This window comes from Candidatus Enterococcus murrayae (genome assembly GCF_017315985.1).
Classification (GTDB): domain Bacteria; phylum Bacillota; class Bacilli; order Lactobacillales; family Enterococcaceae; genus Enterococcus_A; species Enterococcus_A murrayae.
In genome coordinates this window covers 64707-81777 of sequence record NZ_JAFLVR010000052.1, presented here as the reverse complement: position 1 = coordinate 81777, position 17071 = coordinate 64707, and the positions used below count along the sequence as shown (strand labels likewise).

9 protein-coding genes are annotated in these 17071 nt (G+C 39.9%); 8 read left to right on the top strand and 1 reads right to left on the bottom strand.

Annotated elements, in window-relative coordinates:
- Window positions 1–471: 471 nt before the first annotated feature.
- From JZO85_RS18690 to JZO85_RS18660, 7 genes are all read left to right on the top strand, one after another.
- Window positions 472–1965, top strand: a complete 1494-nt coding sequence (locus JZO85_RS18690; RefSeq protein ID WP_207110026.1) for an AcpB/EbpR/MafR family transcriptional regulator — start codon at window positions 472–474, stop codon at window positions 1963–1965.
- A gap of 329 nt (window positions 1966–2294) precedes the next feature.
- Complete coding sequence (locus JZO85_RS18685; RefSeq protein ID WP_207110025.1) at window positions 2295–5471, top strand: vWA domain-containing protein; 3177 nt, start codon at window positions 2295–2297, stop codon at window positions 5469–5471.
- Window positions 5472–5473: 2 nt separating this feature from the next.
- Window positions 5474–6190, top strand: a complete 717-nt coding sequence (locus JZO85_RS18680; protein ID WP_207110024.1) for a pilin N-terminal domain-containing protein — start codon at window positions 5474–5476, stop codon at window positions 6188–6190.
- Window positions 6191–6195: 5 nt separating this feature from the next.
- Window positions 6196–7845 carry a SpaH/EbpB family LPXTG-anchored major pilin gene (locus JZO85_RS18675; RefSeq protein ID WP_207110023.1) on the top strand — a complete coding sequence of 550 codons (1650 nt, stop codon included), beginning with the start codon at window positions 6196–6198 and terminating at the stop codon, window positions 7843–7845.
- A 476-nt stretch (window positions 7846–8321) separates the two neighbouring features.
- Window positions 8322–12170 (top strand): SpaA isopeptide-forming pilin-related protein, encoded by a 3849-nt coding sequence (locus tag JZO85_RS18670; protein WP_207110022.1) that lies wholly within the window; start codon window positions 8322–8324, stop codon window positions 12168–12170.
- A complete protein-coding gene (locus JZO85_RS18665; protein ID WP_207110021.1) occupies window positions 12170–12925 on the top strand; it encodes a hypothetical protein in 756 nt (251 codons plus the stop codon). The genes JZO85_RS18670 and JZO85_RS18665 overlap by 1 nt, the downstream gene beginning before the upstream one ends.
- Window positions 12915–14507, top strand: a complete 1593-nt coding sequence (locus tag JZO85_RS18660; RefSeq protein WP_207110020.1) for a SpaH/EbpB family LPXTG-anchored major pilin — start codon at window positions 12915–12917, stop codon at window positions 14505–14507. The genes JZO85_RS18665 and JZO85_RS18660 overlap by 11 nt, the downstream gene beginning before the upstream one ends.
- Before the next feature lie 71 nt (window positions 14508–14578).
- Here JZO85_RS18660 and JZO85_RS23195 read toward each other — a convergent pair whose 3' ends face one another.
- Window positions 14579–14791: a hypothetical protein gene (locus JZO85_RS23195; protein ID WP_242550434.1), complete on the bottom strand. Its 213-nt coding sequence runs from the start codon at window positions 14789–14791 to the stop codon at window positions 14579–14581.
- 662 nt (window positions 14792–15453) lie between these two features.
- On the opposite strand from JZO85_RS23195, the gene JZO85_RS18650 reads away from it, so the two are divergent.
- Complete coding sequence (locus tag JZO85_RS18650; protein WP_207110019.1) at window positions 15454–16914, top strand: NAD-dependent succinate-semialdehyde dehydrogenase; 1461 nt, start codon at window positions 15454–15456, stop codon at window positions 16912–16914.
- The last annotated feature ends 157 nt before the right edge of the window (window positions 16915–17071 follow it).

Here is a 17071-nt window from a genome sequence, read left to right as displayed (position 1 = left end):
TTTACAATAACTACAAATAAAAAATTAACGAACAAGCGTTTAAAAATAAGATTGGTTATCATATAGATATAAAGAAAAATAGTTAAAAAATTGGGTTTTTCTAACAAGCAAATAATACGAAAGGGCGGTTTTTAATTTTTTAGCAGCAATCTTCTTTCAAAAAATTAAATACATAGGTTTATCAGGGCAAATGATTTGACGTATTCATAAATGGAAGAGAGAGGTTATCCAAAATTTTAAGAAATCAAAAAATGATTCTAAAGAGGCAACGCTTCTTAATAGAAGAAATTCCTCTTATGAATTTGCTATGAGGTGAGGGGCATCTCAGGCAATCGATAAATGAGAGGACGCAGTTGGTAGGAAAAAATTAGTTCGGTGCATTCATTATGTGTTGATACTAATGCTTTTTTTAGCTTATGAAGACAAAACGCTAGTTATCAAAGGGAGTACGAAGGAAAAGGGGATGAGGAAATGGATTTTAGAGAGGTTTTAGGAACAAGCAGTTTGCGACGTCTGCGCTTTGTTGAACTACTCTATGCAAGTCAAGTCGGCTTGCCAAGCGATCAGCTGCTTGAGGAACTAGAGTGTTCATTGCCTATCCTGTTGAAGGACGTCAAGATAATCAATGATGAGCAAAATGACTTCCATATTGAAAAATTCAAAGGGCTTTATCAGGTTCAAGTCAAACCACATGTAAGTATCAATCGGCTGTATGCAGATGTGCTTCAACAATCACCAGAGTTCCAGATCATTGAGGAATTGCTTTATGAGAATTGTTCCAGTATCAGCGATCTGGCTGACAAGCTTTATTTGAGTGCTTCGAACACACAACGGTATTTAAAGAAGATCGAAATGGCTTGTAAAAAGGCTGGTATCAAATTGGATTACCGCCCATTACGTATCGAAGGAAAAGAAAGTGTCATCCGGCATTTTTACTATCGTTACTTCTTGGAAAAATCCGATCGGTTAGAATCTTTGTTCATTGATATGAAGGATTATCAGATCAAAGCGATCACTGATTTGGTGGATCAATTTATCCAAGTCAACCATTTAGAAAATCGTCATATTTTTAGAAAGCGTCTCAGCTACAACATCTACATCAGCTTGTGGCGTATCAAAAATGGCCGGCATTTCCCAGAAAATGAGCTGATCAGTCCATTAAGTCTGCCAGATGAAGAAACCTTGGAAGCTTTTGAGCGTATGGTATTGGAGGTTTTTAGAGTTCGGCTGACAGAAGATGAGATCAAGGACTGTCTATGGCTGTCTTATGCAGACATGCTGATCTTTAGTGAAGACCAATGGAAATCTGCTATGAAGCAAAGTAGGAGCTATCGCGATCTTTATCAGAAGCATCACGAATTAGTAGAAGAATTTAATCGTTTGATCGGTCGTTCACTTGATGATCTAGAACGAAGTGAATTGACGATTGTTTTAGTCAATGATCAGCGGATGTATTCACCTAAAGGAAAGTTCATTGACATTTTGTATCGTCAACGAGGGATTTTCTTGGAAAAAATGATGGAGACTCATTTTCAAGCTGTGAAGAAGGTCTTGCAAATTGCCGAAACCTTCGTCAAGAAATATCGAATCTATCAAGAGAATGATTTTGTTTGGAATTACGCCTACCTATTGATCACGATGGTACCGCAAAGCTTGAATCTGCTGGCAACCAACGATCAGCCGCTAAAGATTTTATTACTTTCTGAACTGTCGCCTACAGAAGAAACCTTCTTGGCTGAACAGATCGAAGAACGAATCTACGGCAATTTTAAGATTCATTTTGTCGAAGAACGGTCACGAGATACTCGAATCGATATGCATGAGCTGGCAAAATACGATGCATTGATCACATCCAGCAGTGTGGAAGAGGTCCCATACGATTACCCAACTGTGATCATCGATCCTTTCCTGACTAGTCAAAATATCGTTCAGCTGCAGCAGCTGATCAGTGATCTTTCTGGTTGATTTGAGATTTGAAAAGATTGGAATAAATAAGGATAGATTAGGTGCAAACAGCTCGCAAACGTTAATGTTTGTGGGTTGTTTTTATGGATAGATCGCCTTGTAGTCAAATGATATATATTTTTTTAAGCAAATGAGTATTAGATAATGAAATATAATATAAAGAAAATGGATTGGATAACTGATAGCTCGAATATAGTGTGAAAATAGCAGGTTTTAAACTACATTTAATAACTAAAATAATTCAAAATTAGAAAAAACAAAGAAAAATAATTTCGGCTATTATTGTCTATAGAGGAAGACAGCAAGAAAAAATGAAGGGAGGGGAAAAAATGAAAAAGTTAAATCTGTTCATGTTTTTTTTAATGCTTCTTTCCTTGGTTGCTAGTTTAACTCCGCTAGTAACAACGGTACATGCCGAAACAATAAAAAATGAGCTGATCGATGAGAAGTATTTAAAACTTTCTTATAGTAGTGAAACAAAAAAAGACACGAATGAGTGGCAGTTGAACTTTAAACGAATCAGTGAAGCAGCTAATACCGAGCAGCGTTTGAAAGTTAAACTTACTGATGATAAAGATCAGGTAGTTACTTATCCAAATGTAAAAAACATGGAGGAAAAGGGAGATTGGCTCATTGAAAAGGGGTTTTCAACGAGTGGGGAGGATCAGGTAACGATCGAATTATCCAAATCCATTAAGAAATTGAAGCTATATGTTCAAGTGGATCAAAAAAAGGATGATGAAGTTGAAGAAAGTATCCTCGAACGGAAAGAGCCGTTTACTTTAGTTTTAGAAGATTCAGCTGAAAAGCAGACGAATACTTCTTCTACTACTGAACCACATAAAGCGGCAACAGAACAGACACTAGAATCAAAGGAGTTTATTGGACCAAGGCAGACAAAGGCGAGTGCTCAACAAACAAGAGCCAACCTGATGTACAGACCTATATATACAAATAAACAACCACAGTACAAACAAGATGGAAGCGGAGAGTATCCAATATATGCTTGGCAGCCAGAAGGTCAAACAAATGTCAAAAACCATCAAGGCGGTATCGAAGGAACCCCAATAACTTCTTGGGATGGAGAAAAAAGTTGGGATGTTACTAAGGAAAATTACACTAACTCCTATATAAAGTATGGGGAGGAATCAAATCCTAATTTATGGATGCGCAAATACGCTCAACAAACAAATGAGAAAGATGAGTTTAAGGTTAAGCTGAATGTTCGTGGGAATACAATCTTTAAACCAGGAGTTGATGTGGTATTTCTATTAGATAATACCGGATCAATGACGGACTATGGTAGGAAAAAAGCAAGTGTAGCAGCCGTTGAGAAAATTGTTAGTGAATTAAAAAAGGTGGCAGATCCTTCGTCAAATGCAATTCGTGTCGGTGCTCATGTCTTCGCTAGTTACGATAAGTCATTAGAAGAGCCTGCATATGGTTGGAAAAGAGAAAATACACATTTCAAATTATCTAATAATCCAAATGATTGGGACAAAATAGCCAAATCTTATAATGAAGTCAATCCGTTAGGTCCAACGTTTACACAACGTGGATTGCAAGAGGCTGCAGATATTTTCAATGATCCAGCATCGGATATCGGAGAAGAACGACACAAACTCTTGTTTATGCTGACAGATGGTGCACCGAACTCCAGTTGGGCACCGTTAACGGCTGAATATAATAGTTCTATGTATTTTGATCGAACGTTAGTGACTAGTTTTGATTCTGGTGTAGCTCCAAATTATTCAAAGGGACTTAGCTTGGGAGCTACGGGGATTTACACGAGATTCAACTGGAGCTCGCAAACGGTTGATGGACAAAAAATCAGCAGCCATTTAACTACAACAAATTCGACTGCTTATAAGCTGAAAAGTGAAGGGATTGAGATTCACAGTATCGCACTGCAGATTTCTTCTCCTAATGATGGGAAAGAGCATAGTATCTATGAATTGTTAGAAGGAATGTATAAGACAGCGACTAAAAAGGCTAATGCTACCGGAGATGAACAAAAGGATTACTTTTTCTACCATTCTAAAGATACTAGTGAGCTGACTAAAACATTTAAAGATTGGTATGAAACAATCATTCGAACGGCTGATAAGGGAAAAATAGTCGATCCACTAGGTGATATGGTTGAGCTTGTGGGAGAACCGAAAGTTAAACAAGTAAGTAACGGGGCACCGCTATTTGAAGAGGTAGATCGTCCCAAGATTACTGCGACGAATAATAATCGTCAAATTGAAGTAGAAAATATTAATTTAACTGGCGGACAAGAAATTGAAGTAGAATACACCGTTCGCCTAAAACCAACAGATGTATCGAATCGCTGGTATCCCGTGAATAAGACGACAACATTAGCACCAACACCTGAACGAACAACCGATTTATTAGAGTTTGGCTCACCTTCAGTACGGGTGCAGTTAGAGGATTTTGTGATTCCAGTCGAGAAGATCTGGGCAGGAGATGACAATGATTATTGGGGACTACGGCCAAATAGCGTCAATGCTGTATTGCAAAAATGGGATGGATCTACTTGGACAGATGTTGAAACAAAGGCATTAAACACCGGGAATAATTGGAAAGCTGAATTTTCAGCAGTTCAAGGCGGCGCAGAACATAAATACCGAGTTTTGGAAACACTGCGTAAGAAAGGGTATAAGCAGGCGCGGGTCAATCAGGAAAGCTTTACTTCAGAGGATCTAGTTGCTGGTGGCATAAAAATTACGAATGAAATGCTGAAAGGCGAATACAAATTCTTCAAGTTTTTAGAAGATAGGGCTACGCCATTTACGAATGATCCACCGAAATTCACAGTGAGACAAAAAGGAACGAACAAGATTCTTGCACAAGACTTAGAACCAAATTCTGCAGGTCAAGTAACTGTTAGCGGATTGCCGTTGGGAGATTTTATTGTAGAAGAGACTTATGTACCTGCCGGGTTTCAAAAGATGCCATTCTTCGAAATAAAAGTTACTGAGAATGACCCTCCTACGTCACTAGTCGCCAAAGTCTCAGATAGTACAGCTCCTTATAAAGCTGTCAATCTATTGAAAGATTTTTCTTTACAAATAGAAAAGCAAGATGCTGATGGCAACTCCCTCAGCGGAGCGAATTTCAGATTAAAAGGGACAGGTTATGAAAAGACAAGTGTAACTGGACCGATATTCAATTTTACTGGGCTGCGTCCGGGAAGCTATGAGTTAACCGAAACACAGGCACCAGATGAATACAGTATTATTCAAGAGCCGATCCGCTTTACTATCGCGCAAGATGGAAAAGTAGAGATTACGCCACACTCAAATGTTTCTGGATCGGGTGGAATAAATGGCGGAGCGAACACGATAAATCTAAAAGTCACGAATAATAAGGCTAAAGCAGGAATACTTCCAAGTACAGGAGGCGGAACCTCTAAAGTTTTATTATTAGTAGCGACGGGACTCGTTGTTACAGGTACCTGTTTAGGCAGCTTCTATTTAATCCGCAGTAGAAGGGAGGGCTAGGAATGAAAAAAATATTCTTACTCTTTCTAGTTCTGCTTCTAGGAACTTGTTCTTTGGGCTCAATAGCCAGGGCAACGGAGAAGCAAGTAGATTTATGGATTCATACATGGTCAGAAGATGGGAAAAAGATAGAAGGTACGGAACAACTAGATTTTGATGTGTATGATTTGACCAAATGGCGAACAAATCGAAAGGGGGACGAAAAGCAAGACAAAGAATTTTTATTAAACACATATTCTACAAAGGAAGAGTTGCAGTCATTTGTAAAACAGGAACAATTAGTCAAATTGAATCAAATGCCTTATCCAGCTGATGGCAGCGGAAATGTTTCATTCAGTGTTCCTCGATATCACGAGGAGCAAGACGCAGCATATTTAATTTTAGCAAATGGCGAGACAGGAAAATATCATATGCTGCCAATTATATTGTACTTACCGCAAACACATCCTGAAACAAAGGATGAGGCACAACGTTTATTAATTTATGCAAAGTATCAAGATACCACCCAAGAGCCTGAAAAGCCGGAGGAATCGACTGAACCGGAGCCTGAGAATACGTTAAAGAATCCGGGAATGGAAAAAGGACTGTCCTCATCGAGTAAAGCGTACCCTGCCACAAATGATTTGGTTCGGGATTACACTGTTCTTGGTTTGATACTTATGAGTATTGGTTTTATTGGATTCAAAACTATAAAAGGAAGAAAAAAACAAGGGGGATAAGAAATATGAAAAGCAGGGGATTTTTAGTCAGATTGTTGATGGCGCTAGTATGTTTATTACCAGTCGGAATAGGAATGTTTAGTTTAGGCGATTCCGCCTTTGCAGCAGATTCAGTTAATGTTACCTTACACAAGAAAAAGATGGATGCATTTCCAACGGATTTAACGGAAAATACTGGTAAGGAAGATAAACGCTTTGATCGGTATGAACCGTTAAAAGATGTTACTTTTACGGTCTGGAATGTAACTGATGATTTTTATAAGCAGTTAAATGCGAAGTTGACTGGTTCTGAAACTGACAGTGAGTACCAAGCAAAAGTAAAAGAATTTATGATAGAGCAAGATCAAAGTAAAGGGTTTAATTTTGTTAAATCGGAGGCAAAAGAAGTTGCTACACAAACTACAGGAGACGATGGAACTGCCCAATTTACTGGATTACCAATGCGCAATAGCAAAGGACTCTATAATGTGTATTACTTTGAAGAACATAAAAATCCAAAAGTAGATGCCTCTCTTCCAGTCATTTTAACATTGCCAGCAATTGATACTGATGATGGCACTCACATGGAAAATATCCATCTTTATCCAAAAAATGTAGTTATTGGTGGAGAAGTAGAAAAGGAAGTTATGGATGGTGACCAACCTGCGACACCAAATGTTGACGGAGCCTATGATTATGATATCGGGAAGGAAATTCAATTCCGTGCTAGCTATAAGATTCCATCTCAAATTGGGGAAGTTTTAACCAATCCAAACACAACTGCTGAAAGTACTCGATATACTAGACTAGTGTTCAAAGATGAGGTTGATAAGTTTGGTGTTCAATTTGAAAGAATCGACAGAATTGTGGTTGATAATAAAGATATCACAAAAGACTTCTTAGGAGTTCATACTGCAGAGCCAACTTATAAAGGTAAACCAGCTAAGGCAGATGAAAAAGCAGGTTTTGAGATTAAAACCAATCTAAATGCTTCGACAAGCAGCATGCCTGGTCAGAACTTTGCTAAATCAAAAGCTGCGGCAAAATATTTAGAACAATATGCTGGTAGAAAAATGGAAATCTACTACACTGTTTCGTTAACTGAATTAACACCAGTCGATGAAGAAATCAGGAATAAATTCCAAGTAACACTTGATCATGATGGGATTAAAGATGAAAACAAAACACATCCAGAGCTTCCAGTGATTACAACTGGTGGTAGAAAAGTCTTCAAATATGAAGATCCTAATGGACAAGGGTTAGGCGGAGCGAAATTCGTCGTTATTAAGAAAGATAGCAACAATAATGATTTATACCTGAAAATTGACGGCGGTAAAGCGACTTGGTTACCAGTTGGTTCAAATGAAAAATATGATAATGCAACTCAATACATTTCTGATGATAATGGTAATTTTGAAATCAAAGGTCTTGAATACGGAGAGTACTACTTACGAGAAATCAAAGCACCAGATGGTTTCCAAAAACTAGACCAAGACAAAGATTTTACGATTGCAAAGGGTTCTTATGGAATCAAACCAGTAGAAATTGGAAACGTGACTAAAGACGGCTTCTTACCATCAACTGGTGGAGCAGGGATCATCGCATTCTTGATCATCGGTGGTGCATTGATGGGAGCAGCAATGATTCGCTATCGCAAAATTAACGCAAAAGCATAAAAAATAGAATAATGATCTACTAAATGGAGTAAAAAGGAAATCATCCTTTTTGCTCCATTTTTTTGTTTGAGACGCAGTTAAGATTGATAGAACAGCGAATTTATCTTGAATAAATAAGCAGCAATTTAACGATAAATAGATTTTTAAGGTGAAATCTAAGCTGTTGTTTAGAAATATACTCTTCAAAAAAGCCAAAATGGACTTCGTTTTGGCTTTTTTGTGTTTTTTTGACGAATAATTCAATTGGTGAATTTTTTTTGCGACAATCAAACTTTATTATTCTTTAATTAAAATAAAATAATTGAGTCCAATAACTATTAAGATGAACGAAATGTTCATTAAGACTAATTATATTTGATTTAGAATAACATTCATTTGTAAAAGTGTTAAAAAAGCGCAATAAAATTACATAAGATATCATATTGTTACGTGGAAGGACAGTGGATGAAAAAAGAAGGAAGGGAGGAATTTATGGAATGAAGAAAAAGCACTTGCTCATGTTAGTTGTTCTGCTTTTTTCTTTTATCGTTGAGTCCGTTCCATCACTGACAAAAGTGTATGCCGAAACAACCAAAACAGAATTGATAGATGAGAAATATCTGCAAATGTCCTATGATACAGCATCAAAGGACGATCAAATCCACTGGCGTATCTCCTTCAAGAGGCAAAGCGAAGACAGTGACACACAACAACGGCTCAAACTGAAAGTGACTAACGAGGAAGGGGAAGTGATAAGTTATCCAAAAATCGAGCAAATGACGCAGGAAAAAGATTGGCTGATAGAAAACACGTTTTCGTCATCTATGGAAGGCCAGCTCTCTTTTGAGCTGCCTAAGTCTGACCAGAAGCTCTATTTGGATGTGCAAATGGATCAACAAACGCCATCGAAGGATGGAAAAGAACCAGAAACTCAAGAGAATGTTTTATCTATTAAAAAGCCGTTTGAGTTGCAGGCAAAGAAGGAAACAGGAAGCAAAGCCAAAAGCAAAGCGGCAGCAGCGCCTGCGGGAGCAGATGTTGTCTATGAGGATCCAGAGGATATCGTTGGACCGAAAGAAGATGAGAAAGTAGTACCGGCGACGGCAGTACCAATGAACGGATTATTGCGAATGGATCCGGCAAAATATACCAATAAGGCCCCAGTCTATACGAATAATGGCGGCATCTATCCGACTTGCTATTGGACACCGACTGGACAATCTGATGTTCGAAATCACCAAGGTGGTTATGAAAAAGATTCTGGTTGGGATGGAGTGACTAGTTGGGATGTATCATCCGATGATTACACAAAATCCTACATCAAGTATGGGGTCGAAAAAACAAAACCGAATATTTCTTTGAGAAAGTATGCGAGTGAAACGGCTGAAGAAGATGCATTCAATGTTCGTTTGAATGTTCGAGGAAGTACGATCGCCAAACCGGGTGTGGATGTTTGTTTTGTTTTGGATAATTCTACTTCTATGGAAGTATCCAGTGGGAATATTGGCGGGATGACGAGAAAAACGTTAGCGGTCAATTCTCTGCAAAAATTAATCAATAAGTTTAAGGATGCCGAGCCAGAAACAGACAGCTTAAGAATCGGGGGAGTCATCTATTCTTCTTCTGAAAAAAGCGGTTATTCCAATATCACGGTACCAATGTCTAGCAATGAAACGAATTGGCAAAACTTAGCGACTACTTATCGAAATGCCACTGCTTATGGGAACACCTATACACAAAAGGCGATGATGAATGCCCAAACAATGCTGAATAGCGCAGGTGGAACGAATCGCCGGAAAGTCATTTTCCTATTGACTGATGGTGCGCCCAACTATAGTGCGGTGCCGACTGCGGCAGTGTCAGATTCCAACATCTATTATGATGGCTTGCGGATTACTAACTATAGTAACGTAGCTACTGGTTCCAATTTAGGGTCAACACTAACTTCTGGAAATACTTCACCGACTAAAATAAAGAAAGGCTACAGTGTAACAAAGTATGGGCCTTGTATCTATAGTCATTTGACACCTGCGAACTCAACTGCAGCCGATATTAAGGATCAAGGAATGGAAATCTATTCTATTGCCATTAATATCAAAAGTCCTTACTCCTATACAGAGGAACATTCGACTTCTGAGCTGGTTAGAGGGCTGTATAAAATGGCGACCAAAAAAGCCAATGCTACAGGAGATACAGAACAAGATTACCAATTCTTCCATGCGAATACGACGGGTGATTTTGATATTTCTTTTGAAGATTGGTTTACCTCCGTTATTCAAACGGTGGATAAAGGCGTCATTGAAGATCCGATTGGCGACATGTATGAGCTAGTAGGGAAACCGACTGTTAAGGAAATTAAGAAGAGTGGCGTACCTGCAATTGAAGCCAGCAAATTGCCTAATGAGGCGAAGGTCGTTAACAACAAGATCACTGTTGATAACATCAACTTATACGGCAATCAGGAAATTCAAATGGACTACAAGCTTCGATTGAAAACAGATGATTCAGACTATGAGGGTGGAAAATGGTACCAGACAAATGGGAAAACTACGCTCACACCAACACCGGAACGAACAAGCGATGTACTGGAGTTTGGGGTACCATCGGCACGTGGAAAAATTAAGACATTCAAGATTCCGGTCGAAAAGAAATGGTCAGATTCACACCTTAATACTGAGAACTATTGGGGACTGCGGCCAAACAGTGTCAAAGTCGTTCTACAAAGAAAAAGTGGGAGTTCATGGGTAGATGTAGAAACGAAGACACTTTATGCGGCCAATGGCTGGAGCGATTATTTCACAGCAGATGGCGGCACGAAGAATACTTATAGAGTCATAGAAGAATCTAGGACGACAGGGTATGAGAAGTCAACCTCCAATGTGGATGAGTTTACAGCAAAAGATATGCCGAGCAAAGGAGTACAGCTTACGAATAAATTGCTGAAGGGGAAGGCAGTTATTTGCAAGTACAAAGAGGATGGCAAGACGCCATTTAGCGGAGAGAAACCGAAATTCTCTGTAAGACGCAAATCAGATGGCAAGCTGCTAGCAGCCGACCTTGAACCAGATGCGAATGGTCAAGTGACGATTTCTGATATTCCATTGGGTGATTTCATCGTGGAAGAATCCTATGTGCCAAAAGGCTACACGAAGATGGATGATATCGATCTTAAAGCGGTGGAAAACGGCGCAGGAACAGACTTGAACATTACATTGAACGGGCAGAAGTCACCTTATAAGGTGGTCAATAAATTAGCCAAGGACCTAGTGATTCCCGTAGAAAAAATCTGGTCTGATAAGTTTCAAGGGACCGATAATTATTGGGGGCTTCGAACGAGCTATGTCAGAGTGAACTTGCAAAAGAGAAGCGGGACTACTTGGGAGGATATCGAGACATTAACTCTAACGCCGATCGATCAATGGAAAGGGGTATTCCAGGGAGTCGAGGGTGGAAGCAGTGTCTATCGTGTCGTAGAGGAAGCACGAACGACCGGATATGCCAAACCAACCTATAATTATAGCACCAGTTTTACCGCAGCAAGTGTGCCGAAAGAGGGCGTCAAGCTAACGAACAAATTATTGACTGGTCAGGCGGTCATCTGTAAATACACCGATGACGGGAAGACACCTTTTAGTAAGGACAAACCGAAATTTACGGTGAAACGTAAATCAGATGGCAAGGTCTTAGCGACGAATTTAGAACCGGATACCAATGGTCAGGTAACGATCACAGATATTCCGCTGGGTGAGTTCATTGTTGAGGAAAGTTATGTGCCGGCCGGGTATGAAAAGATGGCAGATATCGAACTGAAGGCAGTGGAGAATTCCGCAGGCGATGCCTTGGTCATTACGCTGAATGGAAAAAATTCACCGTATAAGGTCACCAATAAAATGGCTGATTTTAACTTAAAGATCAAGAAAGTCGATCAGGATGGCAATGAGCTTCGCGGCGCAAGCTTCCGATTAGTCGGGGCAGGCTATGATCAAACAAGAACTGGTGGACCGAACTTTGAATTTACTGGCTTGCGGCCTGGAGAATACAGCCTATCTGAAGTAGCCGTTCCAAATGGCTACCAAGGGATGGACGGTACAGTCAGAATCAGTATTTCATCAATAGGAAATGTCACAGTTCAACCAAATTCAAGTGTCAGCGGATCAGGCGGATTGGGGAATCCGAACCTTATTCAATTGACTGTCACAAATAGGAAACGAGGACAAGGACCGCTGCCTAGAACAGGTGGTTCAGGGACAGCGCTGTTCTTCAAAGTAGCAATTGGGGTTATTTCAACAGCAGGAGGACTGCTAGGCAGCCTCTACTGGCTTCACACTAAGAGGAGGGGATCGTAATGAAAAAAATGATTCTTCTCTTGGGACTAATTCTGGGGATTTGTAACTTGGGGGTTACTGCTTTTGCAGAGGAAAGTCAGATAGAAATACAGATAGATACTCGGCCGGAAGGAAAAGTCATCGAAGGGACCGAGGCGCTTACCTTGGATGTCTATGATTTGACCGAGTGGCGTGCCAAACAATCGGGGAACGAGAAGCGTGATAAGGAATTCATCTTGAACACCTATTCAACAAAAGAGAAATTGGCTGACTTTGTTAAGGCTGAAAATTTAGCAAGGATAAACCAAGCACCGCTTTTATTGGATGACGCGGGAAAGACTTCTGTTATGTTGCCTCGTTATCAAAATGGAAAAGATGCGGCATACTTGATTCTCTCGTCAGGAGAAAAAGGGAAGTATTTTATGCTGCCGATTGTAGCTTATCTGCCGCAGCTGATGGCTGATTCAGCTAGGGAATACACCAGCTTATTATTTAATTGCAAATACGATGAAATTCCGGTAATACCGCCGTCATCATCGACAGAACCGACAACTACACCAACTAAATCGACAGAACCGCCGATAACAGATAGCTCAGGACCAAGGAAAATTGAACCACCAAATAATGGAGGGAGGGATCCGAAAAGTTATCCAGTAAAGGAACTTCCTTCAACCAATGAGTTGATACGTAATTATTGTTTTCTAGGGTTGTTGCTTATGTCTGTTGGTTTAATTGGAATGCACAAAAACAAGGGGGAAAAAAATTATGAAAAATAAGAGAAAATGGGTTGCGTTATTAACCACGCTGCTCTGCATGATTCCACTGCTAGCAGGGGTGCTAGGTGGAGGAGAAAAAGCGTACGCAATTGATTCAGTGAATGTAACATTGCACAAGAAAAAAATGGACGAGTTTCCATCTGATAGTATTAATAATAGCGGTTTGGAAAATCCAGACTTTGATCGCTATGAAGGACTGCCGGGGATTACCTTTACTGCTTGGGACATTACAGAAGATTTCTATGATGCTTTAGATCAAATCTTAACTGGAAATGAAACAGATGCGGAATACAACACTAAAGCAAAACAGATCATGGATGCCTTTGATTTGAACAATGCACCAAATGCTGTTGATGTTGGTGATCAAACAACAGATGCCAATGGGGAAGCAAATTTTGCGAACTTGCCTGCTAAAAACGCAGATGGTTCTTACAAAGTATACTTCTTTGAAGAGCATGCTTCGCCAGGCGTTGAGATCGGTTCATACAAATTGATCCTAATGCTGCCTTTGAAAGACGGCAATACAGAACTTAAAGATATTCATCTATATCCTAAGAACAAAGTAGAAGGCGAAGATCCTGAAAAGGAACTAGTTGACGAAAATGGCAATCCTTTGCCACCACGTCCGGCTGGCGCTTACGATTTTGAAGTAGGTCAGCAAATTCACTACCGTGCAAGCTTCATGATTCCTAACCAAATCGGTGAACTAGTGAATGGCGCTCCACGTTACAGTAAATTAGAATTTAACGATGCGGTAGACCAAACAGGGGTGAAGTTTGAAGGGATTGATCGGATCCTTGTGAATGGCAACCAAGTCAATGCATCTGATTTCTTACAAACGCATGGTACCTATACACCAGAAAATGAAAATTCTCCATGGGCTGGTTATGCAGGATTTAACCTGGCTATGAACTTAACTGGTGCAGCAGGACCTGCAACAGCGAACTTCTTAAGTCAATATGCGGGTCAAACAATTGAGTTCTTCTACACGGTGTCGTTCACTGAAAACACACCAGTTGATCTAGACATCAACAACGAGTTCACCGTGACAATGAATCATGATGGTGGACAAGATGATTCAAAAGTAAATCCGCCAATTGATCCAATCAAAACTGGTGGTAAGAAATTCTTCAAATATGCTCTAGAAGGAAGCAATAAAGAAGCATTGGGCGGAGCTGAGTTTGTTGTCATCAGACAAATCAATGGTGTGGATAACTATCTAACTGCCGGAGCAGATTCAATGACTTGGACTCCAGTTGGCGCAAATGAAGACTATGCAACTGCAACAAAATATACTTCTGATGCTAATGGATTGTTCGAAGTTACTGGTTTAGAATATGGAACCTACTACTTGCGTGAAACGAAAGCACCAAGTGGTTTCCAAAAATTAGCAAACGATGTTCAATTTGAAGTTGACGAAGGTACTTATACAGGTGCAGCAGCACAAGAAATCGAAAATACTTCTAAAGGCGGGACATTACCATCAACGGGTGGTATGGGAATCATTGCCTTTATCGTAATCGGTCTTGGCTTGATGGCAGCAGCGATCGTTCGCTACCGCCGCGTACAATTTGAAGTATAATCAACGCGAAAGCACGAGCAATAGGCTTAATAGCCTTTTGCTCGTGCTTTTTTGTCAGATATTGAGAAAAGTTACCCTTTCTGTCTAATAGGCATGAGTCCAAATCGTTTAGTAATCAGTAAATAAATAAAGGCAATCAATGTACCCAGAAATCCAAAATAAGCATCAACAATATCCGGAGTGTTCAAGAAGGTCATCAAGGTTTCGCATAATAAATTACCAATCACGTATACAATGCCTAAAAATACGATAGAACGGAATTTTACACCCTCCATTAGCCACATAAAGCCAATTCCGAGATAAGATATCAAGCTTAGAGAGAAGTTGGATATGTGGGAGTTGATGTAAGAATTAACAATGACAAAATCAGTTGATTGACTATACCATCTTCCAATAGTGAGAGCTAATCCTAGAAAGAGTAGCAATGAATAGACTACTAAAAAGGGTTTGCGAACTTCAAATTTATAAATTGTTTTGAACACGATAAAATAATCTCCTCAAAATTTTAATGTATTTTAATCTTACAAGAGCCAACGGAAAATATCAATGTGCGAATATAGTGAGAATTACAGGCTATATCGGTCTACCAAAGACTTTCTCTCTTCCAAAGCCCCTGTGGCATAATCTCCCAATAGTACAACTGCAGTCTGAGTATCCGGCGAAGGTCCTAAAAGCGTTGGAATCATTATTCTGCTAGCAATCAAAGTTATTGGATAGTGATGATTTCTTCATTGAGATTGGCAGCGGCTTTTCTTTTAAACCATGATTTTTCGTCTTGATATATTAACGTTTGATCATTGTTGGGGATAAATTATCTACTATAAGCCGAATTTTTGAGCTTTGTTTTTATCCGTGTTACGGTACTTTATGTACTAACGGAACGTTTGAAGATCAGAAGGCACCATGATCTTCAACCAAAACCATAGCTTAGGAGGAAATTAGACATATGGGAAAACAGCAAGAGTTACCAGCAGTCGAAACACGTCTCTATATTAATGGTAAATGGGTGGAAGGCTCGGAAGGCACAAAATCGGTGATGAATCCTGCGACAGGAGAGGCATTGGCAAGCGTTCATGTTGGAGGAAAAAAAGAAGTCGTTTCTGCGATTGAAGCAGCGAACAGAGCATTTCCTGACTGGTCGCAAACATCTGCAGCGGAACGGGCAAAATTAATGAATAAAATGGCTGATCTTGTGGAAGAAGATGCCGATCGTTTAGCAACAATCATGACGATGGAGCAAGGCAAGCCTTTGACACAAGCAAAGAGTGAGATTCAGACGAATGTGGAGAACCTGCGCTGGAATGCAGCTGAGGGACAACGTTTACTAGGAGAGATCGTACCGTCACCAGCAACGAATCAATGGCAGGTAAGAAAGCAAGCTGTCGGGGTAGTGGGCGCGATCACACCATGGAATTTTCCTTCGAATATGATTATACGGAAGATTTCACCAGCAATCGCAGCCGGCTGTACCGTGATTTTGAAGCCATCGAAGGAAACACCACTTTCTGCGTTGGCACTGATGGAATTGTTTGATAAAGCAGGGTTTCCTGATGGAGTGGTAAATATCGTGCTGGGTGATTCCTCAACGATTGGATCGATCCTTTCAGAATCAGAGGATGTTCAAAAAATCACCTTCACTGGTTCAACAAAAGTCGGTCAAACGCTGAATGAACAGGCTGCACCGACTTTGAAAAATGTCTCGATGGAATTAGGCGGGCATGCGCCATACATTATCTTTCCAGATGCCGACATTGACCGCGCAGTAAAAACCTTGATTCAAACGAAATTTATCAACAACGGGCAGGTCTGCACGTCGCCAAATCGGATCTTTATCCATAAAGATATCAAAGAAAAAGTGACCGATCGAATCGTGGAAGCAATCAAAGATGTAACGGTAGGAAATGGTCTGGATGATCCGACAACTGGTCCGCTGATTAATCAAGCTGGTGTGGACAAAGTGACCGAGCAACTGAAGGATGCGACAAGCAAAGGCGCGAAAATTTTGGCTGGCGGTCATAAGCTGGAATCTGGCGAGTATGCGAATGGTAATTTCTTTGAGCCGACGGTATTAGACGGCGTAACGAAAGAAATGGACATTTTCTATCAAGAAACCTTTGGTCCGGTGATCCCGCTGATTACCTTCGAAGATGAGGAAAAAGTCATTGAGGACGCAAATGATACAGAATTTGGGTTAGCCTCTTATTTCTTTTCCACCAATATCCATACGGTTGAAAATGTCAGCAGTAAATTACAATATGGCATGGTCGGCGTGAACGATACAGCTATTTCGAACTCAGCAACACCATTTGGCGGAGTCAAGCACTCTGGTTTTGGACGTGAGAATGGGACGTATGGGGTAGAGGAATATGTAGATGTCAAATTCGTCAATATTCGTACGGAAAAATAGATCAATAGATAGAGCAAAGAGCGATCCTGTGAAAAAGGATCGCTCTTTTTTATGATTAAATCAGTGAATAAAAAGATGAAAAGAGAAATGTTCGATGTGTTTTCGGAAAATAGAAGTGCTTGTTTTTATTCATTATCATTCAAAAATATCATTTATT